The sequence below is a fragment of the Reticulibacter mediterranei genome (assembly GCF_016587455.1).
The window spans coordinates 3,400,309-3,418,129 of sequence record NZ_BNJK01000001.1; the positions used below are offsets into that span (position 1 = coordinate 3,400,309).

The following is a 17,821-nucleotide window of genomic DNA, read 5'->3' on the forward strand; positions in this document are numbered from 1 at the left end:
TTCACGTTCGTCTAGTTTTGTTCATCTCGTTTCGTCCTGTCAATGTATCAGAGAAATTGATCAGACTTGACGCTCATGAGACAATAGGAAAAAGAACAATGGGTTTGTCTGTGGCTCATTGCATGCCATAAGTTGAGAAATACATGTCATCGTTTCATTTTACTATTGATGCCGAATGCCCGGATTCCTGGGCGCGTGCCGGCACCATTTCCACGCCTCACGGCACTATCTTGACACCTATCTTTATGCCTGTGGGAACTCAGGCCACCGTGAAAAGCGTCTCTCCCGAAGAGCTGCGTGCGGCGGGCGCACAGATTATTCTTGCCAATACCTATCATCTCATGCTGCGGCCCGGCTCGTCGCTGGTGGCTGAATTTGGTGGCCTCCACTCGTTTATGCACTGGGACGGTCCGATCCTTACCGATAGCGGCGGCTTTCAGGTCTGGAGTCTGGGGCATCTCCGCAAGCTGAACGAAGATGGTGTCACGTTCAAGTCGCATCTGGATGGCTCTTATCATATCCTGACGCCTGAACGCGTCATGGAGATCGAGGCGGAACTTGGGTCAGACATCATTCTCCCACTCGACATCTGCGCTCCTTATCCCTGCTCACCTCTCGAAGCGCGCAAGGCGATGGAGAACACGCACCGCTGGGAGGAGCGCGCGCTAATCGCCAAAGAGCGCCATCGCCCCGAACAAACGCTGTTCGGCATCGTACAGGGCGCATTTGAGCCAGAGCTGCGGCGAGAGAGCGCACGCGTGATCGGCAATATGCCGTTTCCGGGCCTCTCCATCGGCGGCCTCTCTGTTGGAGAACCAAAGGCCCAGATGTGGGAGATGTTGCGCCACGTCACGCCTGAGCTGCCGCGCGACAAGCCTCGTCACCTGCTCGGCGTTGGCTCGCCGGAAGATATGGTTATGGGAGTGGGTTTGGGCATGGATATGTTCGATTGCGTTCTCCCAACGCGCGTCGCTCGTCACGGTGGACTCTTTACCGCAACCGGGCGCGTCAATATCAAATCCTCGCGCTTCCGCACTGTGCGAGGTCCGATTGAAGAGGGCTGCGATTGCTACACCTGTCGCAACTATAGCGCGGGCTATGTTCACCACCTGATTCGTGCTGAGGAACAACTGTATTATCGCCTCGGCACCATTCACAACGTCCATTTTATGCTGCGCCTCGCCGCTCAATTGCGTGCCGCTATCCAGGCCGGCACCTATACACAATTCCGCGATGAGTTCCTGGCTCGCTACGTTCCGGCCTCCGAACAGGTACGCGAGCAGCAGCGCGAAAAATGGAAAGCCGCCAGAGAGCGTCAGGCCGACGTTCGATAATACCGTACCCTTACGCATCAAAAGGAAAGATTGTATGCAGACTGCATCCTATCGTTTTCTTCATACCGGCCAGCAAGATACCGCGCTGAATATGGCAATTGACGAAGCTATTCTGCTTCATCATATTCAGGGCAAGGTGCCTCCGACACTGCGCGTCTTTCAGTGGAAGCAGCCCTCAATTACGCTGGGCCGCTTCCAGAGCATCGAGCGCGAGATTTTGCTGGATGTCTGCCGGCAACGATATGTGCCGCTGGTTCGCCGTCCCACCGGGGGCCGTGCGGTCTATCACCGGGACGAGCTAACGTACAGCATCGTCATCGGGAAACGCAACGGCGTGCCATCGGGAATCGTGCCAGCTTATGCCTATCTTGCGCAGGGCTTGCTGGCCGCCTTGCAACTGCTGGGCGTGCAGGCCGAGATCAGCGACGAACGGGTGCATAAAAATCCCTCCGCCGCTTGCTTTGCATCGTCCACGCAGGCCGATCTCACCAGCGACGGCTACAAGCTGGTGGGCAGCGCGCAAGTCTGGAAGGATGAGTCGTTGCTGCAACAGGGATCGCTCCCCATCGATGATCGAGCACCTGAGTTTTTCGAGATGCTGCGCTTCCCATCGCCAGAGGCACGGGCCGATGCGCTGGCGCTCTATCGCGAAAAAGCCACGCCCCTGCATACGTTCCGACCTGATGCCACCTGGGATGATACCGCCAAGGCACTGCAACGCGGTTTCAGTAATGCATTACAGGTAGAATTTCAGCCGGGAGAGCTCACTGACTCTGAGTGGGATCTGGCTCATCAACTGGTAGAGGAGAAGTATAGCAAGCTGAACTGGCGGAAAGAACGCGTCACACTCATCTCTTCGTAGAGGTGCGCCAGTCGCGCTCACGCCCAACACATTGCACCAATGCAAAGGGTGCGGTACAATGAGGGTCGCACTACATCGCGTCTCATCATATCCACAAAAATGATAATACGAGAAATAATACATACCTTTTTTAAGGTAGATAGAAATAAGCGCAAAGGAGAGTTGTGGCGTGAGTCTCACAATAGATTTAGCGCGAAGAATCCTTGAAGCCAGCAAACAGCGCGCACGCGAGCTGCGCAGCCCGGTGAGCATAGCGATTGTGGACGCCGGAGGGCATCTGGTTCTCTTTGAGAGAATGATGTCGCCCTACGGCTGGGCCACGGGTAATATTAGTATTGCAAAGGCGGCAACCGCCGTCATGTTTAACCAGTCCACCGATTCGGTTGCGCAGTGGGGATCGGGCATTCCTGGTTTCGCCTCCAGCCTGGCAACGATGACAAATGGGAAGTTCATTATGGCCGCAGGTGGCTGGCCTATTCGTATGCAGGGCGCAACAATTGGCGGTATCGGCGTGAGCGGTGGCAATGCGCCTGGACGCGATGATGATGTGGCGCGAGCAGGGCTGGCCGTACTGGATGCCATGTTGGAAGCAATGGCTCCTCCTATTCCAGCACAACCTCCATCTCAGTCTGGCATCTCGCCCACTCCTCCTGTCCCTGCGGCACCTCAACAGCCTTTCGCCAATCCACCTGCTACGCCCTCTGCACCATCACCGGCAATTACGCGCGTTATGCCGGAGAGCGAGGCCGCGCCCAGCACACAACACTTACCGGCCCAGGATGATCCTTATAGCTACGATTCGTATGACAAGTTTAACTCAGACCGACCCGGAGGCAAACAATGAGCCAGGAATACAACAACACCTTGAAAAAGCCCAGGAGGACACGCTCTCAGCGCAATCGTCCCGTCCTGGTGACTGACAATGAAAACACAATAGAAGAGCAGGCAACGCCAGAAGCAGAGCCAGTTGAAGAGGTTGTGACTACTACACCCGAACCAGCTCCTGCCAAACGCTCAGGTCCCCGGCTCCCCAACTTTTTCTCGACCGTAGAGAAAAGCGAGAAGAAAGAGGCAGAGGGCAAAAGCGATGTGGTACAGGCACGCCTGGCACGCGCAACCAGAGGTAAAGCTTCCACCAACACAGGCAAAGCTGCGGCAGTGACGAAAGAAGATGCGGATACCTCATCCACGAAAAAAGATGAGAAAGCTCCCGCCAGTAGCACTCGCCCGGCGACACGACCTAATCAGACGTTTAAGACACGCTATATCCTCGGCATCGCCATTTATCTGTTCGCCGCCAACTTTATCGGCACAGGTATTACCTTGCTGCTCAATCAGATGCATGCAGATGCCGTGCTGATCCCTCCTTTTGATCTCTTCGGCGGCAAAGTTATCATCAAAACATCGACGGTCTTATTCCTGGCGCTTCTCATCATCATCCTTGTCCTTCTGGCACGCTTCGATCTGATCCCACGCTCGCTGGCTCCATCTACAGCAGCTAACAATCGGTCTGGATCGAGCAAAAGCAGCAGTGACTCCGGCCCCAAACAGCCACCGTCCGCAATTCGCCAGGGCGTGAAGGGCGAAGACGATCATCTCTATCAGGAATATCGCCTCAGCCAGCGCCGCACTAAAAAACGCTAACCTCTCTCCTGAGTAAGTAAAGCACAAACGGGAGTGCAAGAACGAATATAAAATCGTCCCTGCACTCTCGTTTTCTTGAGCCTTCCCCTTGACAACCCTATAGATGGTTCGTATACTTTTGATAAAGCGCTTTATCAAACCAAAAATGGGGACCAAAAATGAAAAGACGCCCTCGTCAGTCTGATGTTGCAGCCTTAGCCGCCGTATCTCCGGCAATTGTCTCGCTGGTCATCAATGATCGCGCGGATAGCAACGTTCGGATCAGCCCCGAAACCCGGCAACGGGTCTGGGATGCGGTGCGCGAATTGGGATATGTCGCAAATCCTATTGCTCGCAAACTGGCTGGCAATCAAAACCGCTTGCTCGGTGTCTTTACCTATGAGGCGATCTTCCCCCTGGAGTATCGCAACTTCTACTATCCTTTTCTGCTCGGTATCGAAGAGGAGGTACAGGCACAGGACTATGATCTTGTCCTTTTTACGCGCGCTAGCGGACCCGATGGAAAGCGCTCGATCTATCAGGACAGCATCAATAGCCTGCAAATCACTGATGGCGCTATTTTGTTGGGGGTACACGAGAATCGTTCCGAGTTGAGCCGTCTGGTCCAGGAAGGCTTCCCGTTTGTCTTTATTGGACGGCGCGAGATCCCCGATGGCGCGATCTCATATGTGACGGCGGACTACGGCGAGGCTACGCGCACGATTGTCGAATATATGGTTCGTCAGGGTCATCAACACATTGCATATCTCCGTCCACCTGAAAATCGTGAGGCAACGCTCGATAGAGAGGCGGGATACCGTCTGGCCTTCCAACAATTGGACAAGCCGCTCATAGAACAACATATTTTTGCTGGCAACTCCGAAGAGGTGACGCCGCAGTTGATCGAGCGTTTTTTTGTTGAGGGGATAACGGCGTTCCTTGTCGAGAATACGCCACTCATCCGGCGCGTGCTGGAGATTGCTCGTCAACTGGGCAAGTCCATACCGCGCGATTTCTCTCTAGCCCTGCTGGGGGACCATACCGAAGAGATCGATCCTATTCCTGATATCACAACGTTTCTGATCCCACGCAAGGAGATGGGCAAAGAGGCTGTACGCCTGCTCGTGGATCTGTTATCGCATCCAGACGAACCCCATGTGCGCCAGGTGGCGCTGCCCTGTACATTTGTGGCAGGACAAACGGTAGCTGCACCTTTTCGCGCTAAATAGAATATTTGCTTCATTGCATTGATTGGAGGTTATGCCTATTGCTTTCAGCATCCATCATGGCATCATCTCACCCTGACGTCTACTCATGTACGCATGATGTGTTTTTATCTCACTGTAGAGATATTTCCCTTACGAGGATAACCTGTGTTGACTCTTCATTATTTGCACCGAAGGAGGTTGCACCATGTTTACACGCAAGCCCTTTCTGGCAATGTTGCTCACATCCCTCTTCTTCGCAAGTACGCTGCTGGCATCCTGTGCCGGTGGAGGCAGCCAACAAAGCGGCGTAACAACGCTCAAGGTCTGGTTTCCTGGTAGTCCCACTCCCGGTGGACCTGAATTTTCGCTGGTGACAAAACAGCTTGTGCCCGAATTTGAAAAAGCCAACCCCGGCATCAAGGTCGATCTGCAATATGTTCCCTGGGAAAACCTCTCTCCCAAGCTCAACAGCGCATTTGCAGGTGGCATTGCTCCCGATATCTTCGGTCATGGTCCCGCAGCTGCCGCGGATTTTGTTGCAAACGACCGTGTATTGCCGCTCGATACCTATATCAACAACCTTGATGCCACCACCCGCGAAGACTTTGGCACGATTCTCGATGGCGGCATCGTGGGATCGAAACGTTATATGGTTCCCCTCTCCGGTCAGGGATTTCTGATCGCATACCGCACTGACCTGTTTCGCGAGGCTGGTCTGAATCCTGATAATCCCCCTCGCACCTGGGAAGAGCTACGCACCGTTGCCGAGAAGCTCACCAAACGCAATGGCAATACCATCACCCGGTCCGGCTTTATCTCAAACCTGGAAGGGTACAACGTGCAGCAGACATTCGCAACCTTCCTGATCCAGGCAGGCGGCTCTCTGCTGAGCAATGATGGCAAGACCATCACCTGGAACTCGCCGGCTGGAGTGAAGGCGCTGCAATATCTGGTTGATCTCTATCATGGCTCCCAGCCAGTCGCAAAAGATCTCCACTCCTACGCCTTGCCAGCCGCACAGCAGCCCCTTGTCACGGGTCAGGCTGCGATGGCGCTCGTAGAGACTGGAGCGCTGAATAACATCTACCTCTCGGCTCCCGATGCCATGAAAAATATCGCTGTTATGCCATCACTCAAAGACGCGCAACAGGGAGCGTTCGGCGGCTCTGGACCTGGCCTCTTCATCAATAAAGATAGCAAGCATCCCGATCTCGCCTGGCGCTTCATCAAATTTATGATGGATGCAAACACGCTCAAATCGTACTATACTGTGACCAGCGGCATTCCCGCTCGCTCCTCTTTCATCAATAGCGATCTTGTCCAGAAGAAGCCGTTCCTCAAGCAGTTTATTGCGGCATACAGTACGTTTAAGCCCAACCCCAATGTGCAGAATTGGGTACAGATTCGCGATACGCTCTCTCGCCATCTCGCACAGGCGATGGCCCAACAGGTCACGCCACAAGTAGCACTGGATGCAGCTGCTAAAGAGGCCGCGCCACTGGTAGGGAAATGAGCATGAGCGTGTTAACAGAAACTATTCGCCCATTACGGCGAGTTACTATGCCACATAAAAGGTATAGCAAGCAAGAACAGCATATCGCGCTCGCTGGCATAGCATTTATCACGCCTGCCGCGCTCTATGTCCTGATCTTCAATATCTTTCCGGTCCTCTACGCCTTTTATCTGAGCTTTACCGACTATAATCCGATCAATCGCAACGGACCACAGTTCTACGGTTTGAGCGGCTATCAGACCTTGCTCACCTCGCAACAGTTCTGGAACGCGTTGTGGGTCACAGTTCAGTATACGTTGGAGGTGGTGCCACCAGCTGTTGTCCTGGCAATGGGCATGGCCGTGCTTGTCAATGCACGTCTGCGCGGTATCACGTTCTTTCGAGCGCTGTTCTACCTGCCGCGCATCGTCTCGCTGACCGCCGTGAGCCTGATCTGGCTCTGGCTCTACTCCAACAATGGCTTTTTCAACTATCTGCTCAGCCTGATCGGGAAAGGGGGCGTTGCCTGGCTCACCTCGCCCGCCATCGCGCTCCATGCATTGGCAGTCATGCGCATCTGGAAAGCGCTGGGAGGAAACATGGTTTTCTTCCTGGCCGGATTACAGAGCATTCCTGGCGAACTTTATGAAGCCGCGAAAATCGATGGTGCAGGCTCGTGGTCGCTTTTCCGCCATGTCACACTGCCAGGATTGAGGCCAGTGCTTGTCTATGTCGCGACCGTCAATCTCATCTACATTTTCCAATCCTTCTCGGAGATCTACATCATGACGGCTGGCGGCCCCGTAGAAAGCACGACAACCGTGAACATGCTCATCTACAATCAGGCCTTTCAGTACAACCAGCTTGGCCTGGCAAGCGCGACGGCCTTCCTGCTGTTTGCAGTAATCTTCGCCTTTGCTTTCTTCAACATCCGGCTGATCAGCCGCAGAGGGACAGCATCATGAAGAGTTTCTCCTATTCCGGCTCCAGACCACACACGACGGCCCGCAAGCTATCCGGGTATATCATACTCGTGAGTGTCGCTCTGCTCATTGTCATGCCGTTTCTCTGGGTGGTCTCACTGGCCTTGAAGGGGCCACAGGAATCGCTGGCCTATCCGCCCGACCTTATCCCGCACGCCCTGACCTTCAACAATTTCTCGACCGTCCTCTCGAATGAGATGATGCTGGGAGCCTTTATCAACAGCGTGCTTGTGGCTGCCATCGCTATTGCAACCAACGTGGCATTTACCACGCTGGCAGGCTACGCTTTTGCCCGTCTGCGCTTCCCCGGTCGCGAGGTCGTCTTCTTTATCCTGATCGCCTCGACGATGGTGCCGGGCGCAGTGACGCTCGTTCCGCTCTTCTTGATGACCAGGGGATTTCCTCTGATGGGTGGCAACGATCTGCTGGGACACGGGGGTGTTGGGCTGCTGAACACGATTCCCGGTCTGGTTTTGCCGCATGTGATCCAGGCTCTCAATATCTTTCTGGCACGCCAGTTCTTTCTGGAACTGCCCGAAGATTGGGCGGAAGCGGCCCGGTTGGATGGAGCCTCAGAGTTTCTTACATTCCTACGTGTCTACCTGCCTCTATCACGCCCGATGGTGGCAACTATCGCGATCCTTTCTTTTACATCCGCCTGGGAAGACTTTCTCTGGCCGCTCGTCGTCACCTCTTCTCCCGACAGCTACACCGTTCAGGTCGCACTCAACGTCCTGGCCGGGACAGGTGGAGGCGGCAGCGCTGACTGGGGACCGGTTATGGCGGCAGCGGTTCTCGCCACTTTGCCGCTGCTCTTAGTGTTTCTTTTCTTCCAGCGGCACTTTGTCGAAGGTCTGGCCTCTGGTGGTGTAAAAGGATAGATAGATAAACTAGAAGGAAAAGACGTATTCTATGCGTGAAAGATCAACGGATATTCTTATTGTTGGTGCCGGACTGGGCGGCGTTGCTGCTGCCCTGGCCGTACTCCGTCTCGGCAAAAAAGTCATTCTCACGGAAGAGACTGATTGGATCGGTGGACAACTGACGGCTCAGGCTGTGCCGCCAGATGAGAGCCGCTGGATCGAGGATCATGGCTGCACGGCCAGTTATCGTCAATTGCGCAGCGGCATTCGCGATTACTATCGCCGTCACTATCCCTTGCTGCCAGAGATCGCTGCCGATCCTCGTTTCAATCCGGGCCAGGGTGGTGTCAGCCGGCTCTGCCATGAACCACGAGTTGCACTGGCTGTGCTGGAGGAGATGCTGGCTCCTTATCGCTCAAAGCTTCAGGTTGATGTGCTGCTGCGCCATCGTCCCATCGCAGCAGAGGCCGATGGAGATCGTGTCCGCTCAGTCACGCTCATCAACGAGCAGAGCCAGGAGCAAACCGTCATTCATGCGCCCTATATCCTCGATGCGACCGAGCTTGGCGACCTGCTCTCCTTAGCTGGCATCGAGCATGGCATCGGTGCGGAGAGTCAATCGCAGACCGGTGAGCCACACGCTATTGCTGGAGAGCCGCAACCATTAGATCAGCAGGCGATTACCTGGTGTTATGCGCTGGATTATTTGCCCGGCGAAGATCATACCATTGCTCGCCCCCAGGACTATGCTTTCTGGCGCAGCTATCAGGCCGATTTCTGGCCCGGCCCTCAGTTGGGTTGGATTGACTGCAATCCTATCACGCTGGCAACTCGGCACCGCCCGATCTTCGATGGTCCCGCTGACCGCGAACAGGCTGGCGACTACTGGCACTATCGCCGTATCTTCTCGCGGCGTCACTATCCCGATGGCCTCTATCCCAGCGATATTACCCTGGTGAACTGGCCGCAGATCGATTATTGGCTGGGGCCGCTGCTGGGCGTCTCTGAAGAAGAGATGCAAAAAAATCTGTGGGCCGCACGCCAGTTAAGCTTGTCGCTACTCTACTGGATGCAAACAGAGGCTCCCAGGCTCGACGGAGGCTACGGCTATCCCGGCCTGCGTTTAAGACATGATATCGTCGGCACACAGGATGGGCTGGCAAAATATGTCTATATCCGTGAAAGTAGGCGCATCCAGGCCGAGTTCACTGTGCAGGAGCAACATGTTGGCGTCGAGGCTCGCGGCTCCCTGGATGGCTCGGAACTCTTCTCCGATAGTGTTGGCATCGGCAGTTATCGCATCGATCTGCACCCCAGCACAGCCCTGCGCAACTACGTTGACATTAGCTCATACCCCTTCCAGATCCCGCTGGGAGCGCTTTTACCGGTACGCGTTGAGAATTTGCTTCCGGCCAACAAAAATCTCGGCGTCACTCATATTACGAACGGCTGTTATCGCTTGCATCCTGTCGAGTGGAACATCGGCGAAGCTGCTGGTGCCCTGGCCGCTTATTGTCTCGCAAAAGATTTGAAACCGAGGCAAGTACGCAATACTCCTCGCTACCTCGCCGATTTCCAGCAAATGCTCACAACGACGCTCGGCTTTGAACTCGCCTGGGACGAGTCCATTCGCTGCACCCCCGTATAACCACACGTCGTAGTCGAGTGATTGATCGCGGGACACCACACCTAAGCCGAGTAGTGCTTTCGCGATCAATCACTCGACTACGACCGCCTGGAGAATTTGTTCATGCTCATAATTGTTTCCCACACCTGAAACTTCTGACAGATCTGTTGACAAATGTGGTTAAATGCGTTACATGTATAAGGGCAAATATACTTTACTTCTATCTCTCTATCAGCATAGATATGTTATTGGAAGACAAAAGAAATTGTTGAAGGAGAAAAACAATGGAAACAGATACTACGCGATCAGATATTGGACGAACGCTGCTCTTTGCGGGCCTCGGTTCCGCGCTGGTAGCCGGACTACTGATGAGATTGGCGACGGTTACTATCCTGCAATATGATGTTATTGCGAATATCCTCTGCGTCTCTACAGCTATCGGGTCTGGACTCGTGGCTCCTCTCTTCTGGTGGTCCTTTATCGTTAAGCCGCGCCAACTTACCATTCTCCGAGGAACCTTAGCAGGCATGGCAACCAGCATCGTCGCTTATCCAGTGATCTGGTGCATGATTGCAGTGCTGGCTTTTTTCTTCATCAAACAGCCTGAATACGGCATCAATCTAGGCGAAATGGTGCAGGGTGGCATCTATGGAAATCTCGTCTCAGCCCTGTTTCTCGCCTATTGGAGCTTCGTTTCTGGGCTCTGGATTCCCTTGCTGGCGATTGGTGCGCTGGTGGGACAGGGACTTGTCATTATTCAGGGAAAAGTGCGAGAGCAGTTGAACCTGGTTCCCTGAACTGTTTGCTTAACTCCCTCTATATGCCTCCTGGCTATCTGTTGGGTTTGATTCTCCAACGGTCTGGCTCAGGAGGTCAGTTTTGTCTACCCCTCAACATTTCCTGGATAACCACATCTTTGCTGCTTGACCCTCTTCCAAAAAGTCCTGGATACATTTTCCATGTTGCATTTTGACCTGTATTGCGATTTACCTATGAGATCTCACAAGCCTCTAGAGGCAGCAATACGCGTACTGTTGTCCAGAAAGTTACGGCTTTTCTTCTGGAGCAATGAATGTAATCTGAAGAGAATATGATTGTTATAAAGGAAAAAAGCAATGGAAGACAATAGCATTTCCAGAGAAATGAACTCTCCTACACCATCTCAAGCCAAAAAGCGTTCCTCGCTTTTGCGTGTGGCGAGCGTTGGTGCGATTGCAACAGTGGCAGCTATCACGATCTTGAGCTTCAGCGCCTTCTCCAGTGTGCAGCAGGGAGCAATGACTAGCGGTAAACAGGTGTGTAGCTTGAGCGCAGGTCCGAAAGTCGTGACCAAAGGAACGCCTATGGGTGCTGATCTGGCATGGTCTTCACAGGGGCAACTGGCAGTCGCGACACATCAAGGGATCAAGGTCTACGCCGCGAAGAACTGCGCTGCGACTTCCTTCTCCCAGCCAAAGGTCCATCAGGCAACAGGCCCCGTATGGTCGCCTGATGGCAGCAAGCTTCTGGTGAGCAGCGGCGCAGCAGGAGATGGCGAGTATGTGCTGGATAGCACTGGAAAAGTCGTCACCAACCTGGATTTCCCTGCTGGCATCGCCAATAGGGTCTGGTCCCCCGATAACAAGCTCATTGTGAATAGCCTGGACATCCACGACCAGAATAACGTCAAGGAGACCATCAATACCGTCGATGCCAACAATGGGAACAAGACAGCGACTACACAGCTTCCTGAAGGAGCCGTTGTGGGTTTTTCAGCGGATGGAAAGTTGGCTCTTGTCCAACATTTCAGCAAGGATAATAAGACGGCGACTTTGACTCTCTGGGATGTCAACGCTGGCAAACAGGCAGGCAGTGCATCCTTCCCCGCCGCCGCATTCGGTGCGCAACTTTCACCTGATGGCTCACTGCTTGCTCTGGACCAGAAAGGCAAAATAGAGATCTACAACACGGCAGATGGGAAATTGCTGACCTCGTTTGCAAATAAAGCGACCGGTGAGAATGCTCCCACACTTGCCTGGTCCCCCGATGGCAAATATCTCGCCGAGGGCGCGGATGCCATCACCATCTATGATATCGCCACCAAAAAGCTCGCGACGACGCTCGGCCAGGCTGACGGCCAGCACTGGATCACCAACCTGACCTGGTCGTCCGATGGCACAGGCATTGCTTCTTCAACGACGCCACTGGGCGATGCTTCTTCTGATGTTACGGTGAATGTCTGGCAGTTGAGCTAATACAGCTCTCTTCCCCTCCTCCGCAAGGAAAAGAAGGATTTGCGACTTGCAAGTCCTTCTTTTTTATTTTCCCTGTTGCACTTTTGCCACTTTAGCGAGATACCTTATGAGATCTCAAAAAACTCTAGAGGGCAGCAATGCAATACAAGGAAGATAAAGTATTGAATCAGTCGTCGTATAGCGAAGGCTATGCGGAACTTTACCAGAGTTACGCGCCTGCACTCTTTGCATATGTTCATCAACACGTCTCATCGCGTGAAGATGCTGAAGATATAGTGCTCAATGTGTTCGTCTCGGTTTTGCAGAATAAGCAGTTTCCAACATTCGATGCACAAAAACAAGCAGCATGGCTCTGGACGATTACACGCAACAAGGTGGTCGATCACTTTCGACGCACCAATCGGCGTCCACAGGTCTCCATCGATTGGCTCAGCGAGCCGTTGTATGCAGACGAGAGTTCCAGTCCAGAGCAGATCAGTCTCGAACGCGAAGAGTATGCGCGACTAGCCAGCGCGATGCGTCAACTGCCACAACTCCAGCAAGAAGTGTTGCGTTTGCGTTTTGGTCATGGCCTGAACAGCGATGAAATAGGCTCTGTCTGTGAGAAAAGTGGGGCAGCGGTACGCGTGCTGCTGTCCAGAACGTTGCGGCTGTTACGCAATCTCTATACAGACCAGGCGGAAGGGGCCAGCGATGAAAGAACAGAAAGATACTCTACAACCAGAAACCATAGATCACGTGATCGAAGCTGGCGCGCTTTCACAAGACCACCAGACGAACCGCCTGATCCAGCAGTTACATGCCAGTGCGCAAGAGTATGCACAGGAGAATGAGCGCTCCCTGGATCGCATCTGGAGCCGCCTGGTTCAAAGTCAGGAACACACCTCCGTCTTTCTTCAGGAGCAACGACAGCGTCCTGAAGAGAACGTGATTGCTATAAAGGAAAGAAAGACAATGAAAGAAAATAACGTCTCCTGGGGAATGAATCCCTCTACACCGCCATCTCAAGCGAAAAAGCGTCCCTCGCTTCTGCGTGTGGCAGGCATCAGCTTGATTGCGGCGGTGGCCGTTATCACCATATTGAGCTTCACCGTTTTCTCGGGCGTGCTGCGGCCAGCGCCTCAGACGACGAACAATAATAAATCAACCATCACGGGTTCGCAAAACCATCAACAGCAGCAAAATCAACAGCAGCAACAACAGCAGCAGAGAGTGATTACCAATGGCAAGCAGGTATGTAGCTTTAGCGCGGGTTCAAAAGTCGCAATCAATGGAGCACCCTGGAGTGCTGATGTGAGCTGGTCTTCGCAGGGGCAGATTGCCGTGACAACATACAACGGCGTCAAGGTGTACTCTACGAAGGATTGTAAGGCAACTTCATTCTCTCAGCCACAGATTCAGCAGGCATATCGTCCTGTCTGGTCGCCCGATGGCAGCAAGCTGTTGGTGAGCAATGCAGGGGACATGGGAGATTATGTGCTGGATAGCAATGGCAAAATCATCACGAAATTGAAAGATCATATCGTCGGTGATGGAACCTGGTCATCCGATAACAAGAAGATCATTTTCACCCCGCACGACGACTCGACACCCACGACCGCGCAAACAACATTCAAGGGCTTTAAAGTGAGCATCAAAGCGGTAGATATCAACAATGGTAACAATATAACAACAATGTCACAGCTTCCTGATAACTATAGTGTCGTTAACTTTTCGTCTGATGGCAAGCTGGCCCTTATACAGCATATAGACAAAACGACTCGGGATAAAAATAACACAGATCTCGCAGTCTGGGATATCAACGCTGGAAAGCTGCTGACTGGCCACGCTGTACTTCCCGATATTACACAGGGATACGATTATCAACTCTCGCCTGATGGATCGCTGATCGCTCTAGACCAGGAAGGCAAGATAGACATCTACACAACGGCCAACGGGAAACTGCTGACCTCGTTTGAGAATAAAGTCGCTGGCGAGGGTGTTCATACGCTTGCCTGGTCGCCCGATGGCAAATATCTCGCAGAGAGCGCAGATACCATCAAGATCTTCGATATGACCGCCAAAAAGCTCGCGACGACATTCGGCAAGGTAAATAACTCACAATGGATCACAACCCTTGTCTGGTCGCCCGATGGCAGCGCCATCGCCTCTTCGAGCATGACAAAGAGCGATGACCAGCCCTCTGATCTCATGGTGAATGTCTGGCAGCTTAGCTAATACAACTTCTTTCCTCCTCCTCCGACTTATCTGCGGCCACACAGTTTTGTGTGGCCGCAGATCCTTTCAAACGTCGCAGGGCTTTCCAGTTCTCCGCTCAAAGGGGGGCAGGGGTCTCCCTGCCGGGGCCTGGGGCGTCCCCAGTTTCCTTCCCTCCTTCGCGCGCCGCCTGCGGCGGCGCGCAAAAGAGAAGAAAAAAGTTTTTTGCGGGGACACCCCGCACCCCGGCAAAGGGCTGCCGCCCTCTGCACTCCTGCTAGATGGGAGAATTGGAAAGCCCTGTCAAACGTCGCCTCCTTCTGGACAAAATATCAAACAACGTCTATACTATGAGAGAAAACAAGTGTGCCAGCGCGTTTTAAGGAGCAACACGTTACATGGGTGAAAGAAAAGCAAATGTGGAGTCTGCGCTTTCTACGGCTCTAGCACGATTCAGAAAATTATTTGCAGAAGAATTGTTGAAACCCACCTCGCTTACCCCCGTCCCCGTGTATAGCATTCAGGAACAACAACATCATCGACTCTCCGCGCCCCAGGAGTCGTTCTGGCACATCTGCATCGCCTGGATGCGCTACCATACCATTCAAATACAGTGGGATATCGAGCGCACAGTCGCCCGGCTGCTTCATCGTCGTTGGGGTGGCTAAGTACCTATCTCAAATCCCTTGCCGTTTCCCTGTGTTGCCTGTATTTCTTCCAGAACCTCGTCGGTTGTTACCACCTGGGCAAATTCTCCGTGGATACTGGTTAAGCTAATCGTATGAATATCCTCTGCACGGTGGAGCTTTCCATCTGGTCCCATTCGATCAAAGGTTGCTGTTGCATCACTCACCAGATAGGTAAGGAAGTCCAAATTTCCTGCCATACGAACGGTCGTTTCAACACAATGATTGGTTGTTAATCCAGTTACCACCAGCGTTGTAATGTGTCGCTGCCGCAATAGCGTTTCAAGCGATGTTCCGATGAAAGCACTATTAACCTGCTTGGTAATCAGCGTTTCACCTGGAAGGGGTTGTACCTGAGCTTTCAGAGCATATCCAGGGTTTGCAGGATGTAAGGGTGAGCTAGGAATGCGTGACTGATGTTGGACATGAATGATCGGCCATTGCTGAGCGCGCCATGCCTCTAGAAGACGAACAATATGGGCTTCCGCCAGCGGGTTATTTCGTCTCCCCCAGAAAGCATCATCAAACCCCTGTTGCACGTCAATAATAAGTAAAGCTGCGTTGACAAATGAAAACGCCATAACGAGAACTCCTTAACTGGATATGGCTCCAACGAAACGTACTGAATCGAGAGAAGATCTATTTTGAGATAGTTATCAAATATTTCCCCGTTGCGAGGCGTTATTTACAGGTTTCCTGTGCGCCGAATGCGGGTTCGCTGCATATGTTGTAGCTCTGGCGGCAGATAGCCGGAGTATTTACGCATCATGCGCAACTGTTGTCTCCGCTCTTTGGCCTCTTTGAACTCGATTGCCAGCCGCCGATACAACTCCTCCCACTGCTCAAGCACCTGTCCGCGATCATGCTTGCTTACGATTTCCAGGCTCGCCTCTCCCATCCGTTCACGCAACGCCTCATCTTCCAGCAAGCGATCGATATAGCTGGCCATCTCCTCGCTATTGCCAGGCTGAAACAGGAAACCGTTCTCTTCATGATGAACCAGTTCGGGCAGGGCATGAATGTTGGCGGCAATCACGGGGAGGCGGCAAGCCATCGCCTCCATTGTCGCCATACTTTGTAGATCGGCCTCCGAGGGGATAGTAAACAGAGCAGACGAGCGGCGCAGGGGGAGTAGATCGCCATCGCGCACGAAGCCGAGAAAGCTCACACGATCATCGATACCCAGCCGCTCGACCATAGCTCGTAGCTCCTGCTCGGCGGGTCCGGTGCTGACCAGCGCAACATGGGCCTTGTTTTTCAGCTTCGGGACAGCATTGAGCAGCACGTCGATGCGCTTCTCCTCGCTCAAACGGTTCACATGCAGGATAATGGGCCGATCCTCTGGCAAGTTCAGACGGCGCAATACCTCTGGATCGCGCGGTCCTGGCGTAAACTTTTTCAGATCGATACCGTTGGAAATGAATTTGGCCGGAGCGCGCAGCCCATGCTTATAGAGCAGATTGAGCGCCGTTTGCGTTGGTGCGGTGACATATTCGCAACGATTGTAAAAATGAACCAGATAGGAATATGAAATATTGTTGAAGGGCTTGCCCAGCAATGGATCGGTCGCCAGAGAGCGGCTCATATTGATGGGCAAATAATGATTGGTAGCGATCACTGGCTTGCGCAGCCCACCAGCCAGGATTTGCGCAATATTGCCCAGCACGACCGGCGAATGAACGTGGATAATATCGGGATCGCTTTTCTTGATCAGGTTGCGCACCGGCATAAACGGCAGGAACGGGATGCGCAGCCCCTCATAGGTAGGCCATTCAAATGAAGAGAAGCGGTAGACGCGCACCTTATGCTCAAGGCGTCGGGCGTCGCGAGGGCCATAGCTGGGGGCAAGCACCCAGACCTGATGGCCTCGATTGGCAAAGTCCTCAGCCAGGCCACGCGTTGCCATCGGCACGCCTCCCACCATCGGTGGATATTGATCGGTGACAATCATGATGCGCATAGCACACCGCCCTCTTCTTAAAAAGATGCTATCCAGACACGGTGGACAGCTGTTTCAGCGTCACTACGACTCTTCAGGCGCAGGAGGCGTTGGGGCAGCTTCCTGTGGAGCCGCCGCAGCTTCGGCTGCCACCTCTGCTACCTCTACCTTCGATGCCGCAACTTTGACGATCGGTTCTTCAGGATCAGTAACCAGCTTGTAATTTGCAGGCAGTTTGACATCTTTTGCGTGCAATGCAGAATCGATCTCCGCTAATAACGAGATATCCACATCAAGCGCCTCGACCATTTCAGAGGCCCGGCACTGCACCTCCAGCGCCTCCACCAGATGCAGCAGAACGCCATTGAAATTCTTGACCGCATTTGATTCGCCGACAAAGTGCAGCGGAATCTTGATATCCACTGCCTCCGACAGGTTGACGCGCGAGAAGTCCACATGTAACACCTTGCCCGTGACCGCATCGCGCTGCACATGACGGATCAGCACCGTCTGTGTCGTAGCATCGGGCAAACGCAGACGAATAACATTGCGAGCACCCTGTTTGCGATGCAAAAGGTCAAAGGCGGCAGCATCAAGCTGCACCGCCACCGATGGCTCTTTGTGACCAAAGATATTGCCGGGAATGACCCCCGATTTGCGCAGGTGCCGTGTGGCCTTACCCATTACTTCTCGTGGAGCTATTGCTAATTCTACCTGTTGTGCCATATAACTAATCTCCTTCCTTCCGATGACAACTCTGTTTCGTGAGGATAG

Annotated in this window: 17 protein-coding genes; 14 read left to right on the plus strand and 3 right to left on the minus strand. The window is 53.3% G+C overall.

Annotated features, from left to right (window positions below; all coding sequences use genetic code 11):
• Positions 1-143: 143 nt before the first annotated feature.
• From tgt to K3T83_RS14545, 14 genes are all read left to right on the plus strand, one after another.
• A complete protein-coding gene (gene tgt, locus K3T83_RS14485) occupies positions 144-1,334 on the plus strand; it encodes a tRNA guanosine(34) transglycosylase Tgt (protein ID WP_220203679.1) in 1,191 nt (396 codons plus the stop codon).
• A 34-nt stretch (positions 1,335-1,368) separates the two neighbouring features.
• On the plus strand, positions 1,369-2,196 hold the full coding sequence (locus tag K3T83_RS14490; protein WP_220203680.1) for a lipoate--protein ligase family protein: 828 nt from the start codon (positions 1,369-1,371) through the stop codon (positions 2,194-2,196).
• A 169-nt stretch (positions 2,197-2,365) separates the two neighbouring features.
• Positions 2,366-3,040: a GlcG/HbpS family heme-binding protein gene (locus K3T83_RS14495; RefSeq protein WP_220203681.1), complete on the plus strand. Its 675-nt coding sequence runs from the start codon at positions 2,366-2,368 to the stop codon at positions 3,038-3,040.
• Positions 3,037-3,840: a hypothetical protein gene (locus K3T83_RS14500; RefSeq protein WP_220203682.1), complete on the plus strand. Its 804-nt coding sequence runs from the start codon at positions 3,037-3,039 to the stop codon at positions 3,838-3,840. Before K3T83_RS14495 ends, K3T83_RS14500 begins: the two co-directional genes overlap by 4 nt.
• A 158-nt stretch (positions 3,841-3,998) precedes the next feature.
• A complete protein-coding gene (locus tag K3T83_RS14505) occupies positions 3,999-5,048 on the plus strand; it encodes a LacI family DNA-binding transcriptional regulator (RefSeq protein WP_220203683.1) in 1,050 nt (349 codons plus the stop codon).
• A gap of 184 nt (positions 5,049-5,232) precedes the next feature.
• Positions 5,233-6,540, plus strand: coding sequence for an ABC transporter substrate-binding protein (locus K3T83_RS14510; RefSeq protein WP_220203684.1), 1,308 nt, complete (start codon positions 5,233-5,235; stop codon positions 6,538-6,540).
• A gap of 2 nt (positions 6,541-6,542) precedes the next feature.
• On the plus strand, positions 6,543-7,484 hold the full coding sequence (locus K3T83_RS14515; protein WP_220203685.1) for a carbohydrate ABC transporter permease: 942 nt from the start codon (positions 6,543-6,545) through the stop codon (positions 7,482-7,484).
• Complete coding sequence (locus tag K3T83_RS14520; RefSeq protein ID WP_220203686.1) at positions 7,481-8,383, plus strand: carbohydrate ABC transporter permease; 903 nt, start codon at positions 7,481-7,483, stop codon at positions 8,381-8,383. Before K3T83_RS14515 ends, K3T83_RS14520 begins: the two co-directional genes overlap by 4 nt.
• A 31-nt stretch (positions 8,384-8,414) precedes the next feature.
• Positions 8,415-10,013, plus strand: a complete 1,599-nt coding sequence (locus tag K3T83_RS14525; RefSeq protein ID WP_220203687.1) for an FAD-dependent oxidoreductase — start codon at positions 8,415-8,417, stop codon at positions 10,011-10,013.
• Between the two features lie 263 nt (positions 10,014-10,276).
• Entirely contained in the window at positions 10,277-10,789 is a 513-nt protein-coding gene (locus K3T83_RS14530) for a hypothetical protein (protein WP_220203688.1), read from the plus strand.
• Between the two features lie 318 nt (positions 10,790-11,107).
• Positions 11,108-12,226, plus strand: coding sequence for a WD40 repeat domain-containing protein (locus K3T83_RS14535; RefSeq protein WP_220203689.1), 1,119 nt, complete (start codon positions 11,108-11,110; stop codon positions 12,224-12,226).
• 137 nt (positions 12,227-12,363) lie between these two features.
• The gene (locus K3T83_RS56245; RefSeq protein WP_236064899.1) at positions 12,364-13,059 is read left to right on the plus strand and encodes an RNA polymerase sigma factor; all 696 of its coding nucleotides are present in this window, start codon (positions 12,364-12,366) and stop codon (positions 13,057-13,059) included.
• Between the two features lie 841 nt (positions 13,060-13,900).
• The gene (locus K3T83_RS56250) at positions 13,901-14,443 is read left to right on the plus strand and encodes a WD40 repeat domain-containing protein (protein ID WP_236065117.1); all 543 of its coding nucleotides are present in this window, start codon (positions 13,901-13,903) and stop codon (positions 14,441-14,443) included.
• A gap of 377 nt (positions 14,444-14,820) precedes the next feature.
• Positions 14,821-15,090: a hypothetical protein gene (locus K3T83_RS14545; protein WP_220203691.1), complete on the plus strand. Its 270-nt coding sequence runs from the start codon at positions 14,821-14,823 to the stop codon at positions 15,088-15,090.
• Here the strand turns inward: K3T83_RS14545 and K3T83_RS14550 are convergent.
• From K3T83_RS14550 to K3T83_RS14560, 3 genes are all read right to left on the minus strand, one after another.
• On the minus strand, positions 15,087-15,689 hold the full coding sequence (locus tag K3T83_RS14550) for a cysteine hydrolase family protein (RefSeq protein ID WP_220203692.1): 603 nt from the start codon (positions 15,687-15,689) through the stop codon (positions 15,087-15,089). The genes K3T83_RS14545 and K3T83_RS14550 overlap by 4 nt on opposite strands.
• Positions 15,690-15,793: 104 nt before the next feature.
• On the minus strand, positions 15,794-17,068 hold the full coding sequence (locus tag K3T83_RS14555) for a glycosyltransferase (RefSeq protein WP_220203693.1): 1,275 nt from the start codon (positions 17,066-17,068) through the stop codon (positions 15,794-15,796).
• Positions 17,069-17,131: 63 nt separating this feature from the next.
• Entirely contained in the window at positions 17,132-17,773 is a 642-nt protein-coding gene (locus tag K3T83_RS14560) for a 50S ribosomal protein L25 (protein WP_220203694.1), read from the minus strand.
• Positions 17,774-17,821 lie beyond the last annotated feature (48 nt).

Bases quoted from the DNA above. Each gene is read 5' to 3' on its own strand.
- K3T83_RS14560 (WP_220203694.1), bottom strand. From the start codon at position 17,773: ATGGCACAACAGGTAGAATTAGCAATAGCTCCACGAGAAGTAATGGGT.
- K3T83_RS14555 (WP_220203693.1), bottom strand. From the start codon at position 17,068: ATGCGCATCATGATTGTCACCGATCAATATCCACCGATGGTGGGAGGC.
- K3T83_RS14535 (WP_220203689.1), top strand. From the start codon at position 11,108: ATGGAAGACAATAGCATTTCCAGAGAAATGAACTCTCCTACACCATCT.
- K3T83_RS14525 (WP_220203687.1), top strand. From the start codon at position 8,415: ATGCGTGAAAGATCAACGGATATTCTTATTGTTGGTGCCGGACTGGGC.
- K3T83_RS14490 (WP_220203680.1), top strand. From the start codon at position 1,369: ATGCAGACTGCATCCTATCGTTTTCTTCATACCGGCCAGCAAGATACC.
- K3T83_RS14515 (WP_220203685.1), top strand. From the start codon at position 6,543: ATGAGCGTGTTAACAGAAACTATTCGCCCATTACGGCGAGTTACTATG.
- tgt (WP_220203679.1), top strand. From the start codon at position 144: ATGTCATCGTTTCATTTTACTATTGATGCCGAATGCCCGGATTCCTGG.
- K3T83_RS14500 (WP_220203682.1), top strand. From the start codon at position 3,037: ATGAGCCAGGAATACAACAACACCTTGAAAAAGCCCAGGAGGACACGC.
- K3T83_RS14520 (WP_220203686.1), top strand. From the start codon at position 7,481: ATGAAGAGTTTCTCCTATTCCGGCTCCAGACCACACACGACGGCCCGC.
- K3T83_RS14505 (WP_220203683.1), top strand. From the start codon at position 3,999: ATGAAAAGACGCCCTCGTCAGTCTGATGTTGCAGCCTTAGCCGCCGTA.
- K3T83_RS14530 (WP_220203688.1), top strand. From the start codon at position 10,277: ATGGAAACAGATACTACGCGATCAGATATTGGACGAACGCTGCTCTTT.
- K3T83_RS14545 (WP_220203691.1), top strand. From the start codon at position 14,821: ATGGGTGAAAGAAAAGCAAATGTGGAGTCTGCGCTTTCTACGGCTCTA.
- K3T83_RS56245 (WP_236064899.1), top strand. From the start codon at position 12,364: ATGCAATACAAGGAAGATAAAGTATTGAATCAGTCGTCGTATAGCGAA.
- K3T83_RS14510 (WP_220203684.1), top strand. From the start codon at position 5,233: ATGTTTACACGCAAGCCCTTTCTGGCAATGTTGCTCACATCCCTCTTC.
- K3T83_RS56250 (WP_236065117.1), top strand. From the start codon at position 13,901: ATGTCACAGCTTCCTGATAACTATAGTGTCGTTAACTTTTCGTCTGAT.
- K3T83_RS14550 (WP_220203692.1), bottom strand. From the start codon at position 15,689: ATGGCGTTTTCATTTGTCAACGCAGCTTTACTTATTATTGACGTGCAA.